This window comes from Paenibacillus roseus, from assembly GCF_016424485.1.
In the GTDB taxonomy this organism is placed as follows: domain Bacteria; phylum Bacillota; class Bacilli; order Paenibacillales; family Paenibacillaceae; genus Paenibacillus_D; species Paenibacillus_D roseus.
In genome coordinates this window covers 2,501-4,244 of the sequence record NZ_JAELUP010000090.1, presented here as the reverse complement: position 1 = coordinate 4,244, position 1,744 = coordinate 2,501, and the positions used below count along the sequence as shown (strand labels likewise).

Genomic DNA, 1,744 nt, shown 5'->3' with positions numbered 1-1,744 from the left:
CGCGCGCGCGCTCCGGCGCGCGCGCCGGCTGGCCGGGGCCCCCCACAACCCCGGCAACGCGCCCCGCCGCGCCCCTCCCTCTCTCTCTCCTCCGGGGGAGAGAGGCGGAGGGGCGGGGAGGGGGCGTCGCGCCGACCCCACTCTCCCGACCCTCAAACGAGGCGACGTGACCAACGTCCAAACCCGCCGCGCCTCCCTCGGGGGGCGCGGCACCGACCTGAACTCGAGTCGAGGTAACTCTCGACACACAAACTCGAACAACTCTCAACAACGGATGTCTAGGCTCCCGCATCGATGAAGAACGCAGCGAAATGCGATACGTAGTGTGAATTGCAGAACCCGCGAATCATCGAATCTTTGAACGCACATTGCGCCCGAGGCTTCGGCCAAAGGCATGTCTGCCTCAGCGTCCTCTCCTCCTGCCCTCGCCCGGACCCCCGCGGCCCGGACCCAGCGAGGCGCGACCTGGCCGTCCCTCCGCCGCCTCCCCCGCCCAGCTCTCCGGAGCGGGGCGGGGGCGGGGGCGGGTCGTCGGCTGAAAGGCAGTGCGATCGACCCCGCGCCGGGCCACGGCGCGTGCGCGCTCGGACCCGAGCTCTCCGGAGCTCGCGGCCCGCTCGCGCCCGCGCCGCGGTCTCGACGCGCCGGAGCTTGATGATGAGAGATCCCCCGGGATCCCCCCTCTCCCGCTTCGGCGCGGCCGTTCACGGCGTACCGTCGGGCGTCGTCTCGCGTAACGGGGCGCTCCCTCCCCGGGGGGCGCGCCCCAGCTCTCACCCTTAGGACCTGAGCTCAGGCAAGGCTACCCGCTGAACTTAAGCATATCAATAAGCGGAGGAAGAGAAACTAACCAGGATTCCCCTAGTAACGGCGAGCGAACCGGGAAGAGCCCAGCATGGTAATCTGCCGCCTTGCGCGGCCGAATTGTGGTCTGGAGGGCGCGGCTCCGCGAGCCCCCGTCGCCAAGTCCGCTGGAAAGCGGCGTCGCAGAGGGTGACAACCCCGTGGGCGTCGGGTCGGCTCGCTCCTCGAGCCCGTTCCGCAGAGTCGGGTTGCTTGGGAATGCAGCTCTAAGTCGGTGGTAAATCCCATCGAAGGCTAAATACTGGCGGGAGACCGATAGCGAACAAGTACCGTGAGGGAAAGATGAAAAGAACTTTGAAAAGAGAGTGAAAAAGTGCCTGAACTTGTTGAGAGGGAAGCGATGGGGATTCGTTGCTCCTTCCCCGGCCGATGCCTCGGCGATGCCGTGGTTCGACGCCGGTGGAGAGGTCAGCGTGGGTTCGGCTCCCAGGACAACCCCGGGCGGGCGCGTCCCCCCGGGTCTCCGCGGGTCCGGACCGAGGATCGAGAGGGCGGCCTCTGGCCGGGGCTTTTGCCTCCTGCCCTTCTTCGGACCGCTGGCCGAGACGACCTCATCGGCCCGTCTTGAAACACGGACCAAGGAGTCTAACGTGCGTGCGAGTGAGAGGGTGCCAAACCCGTCACGAGCGTAGGGAAACCGAAGTCGTGCCAACCCCTCTTTTGGGGCGCAGCACCGGCCGCCGGGGATGGCCACGGCCTCTCCCGGCGCGCAGCAGCATGCACGCTGGGACCCGAAAGATGGTGAACTATGCCTGAGCAGGGCGAAGCCAGAGGAAACTCTGGTGGAGGCTCGAAGATGTGCTGACGTGCAAATCGCTTTTCAGACTTGGGTATAGGGGCGAAAGACTCATCGAACCATCTAGTAGCTGGTTCCCTCCGA

The 1,744-nt window shown here is 66.6% G+C and carries 1 rRNA gene (only partly in view); it reads left to right on the top strand.

Features of this window, described 5'->3' with window-relative positions:
* The first annotated feature begins 757 nt into the window (after nt 1–757).
* Nucleotides 758–1,744: ribosomal RNA gene (locus tag JFN88_RS26340) — 23S ribosomal RNA — on the top strand; it runs 2,204 nt beyond the window's last position.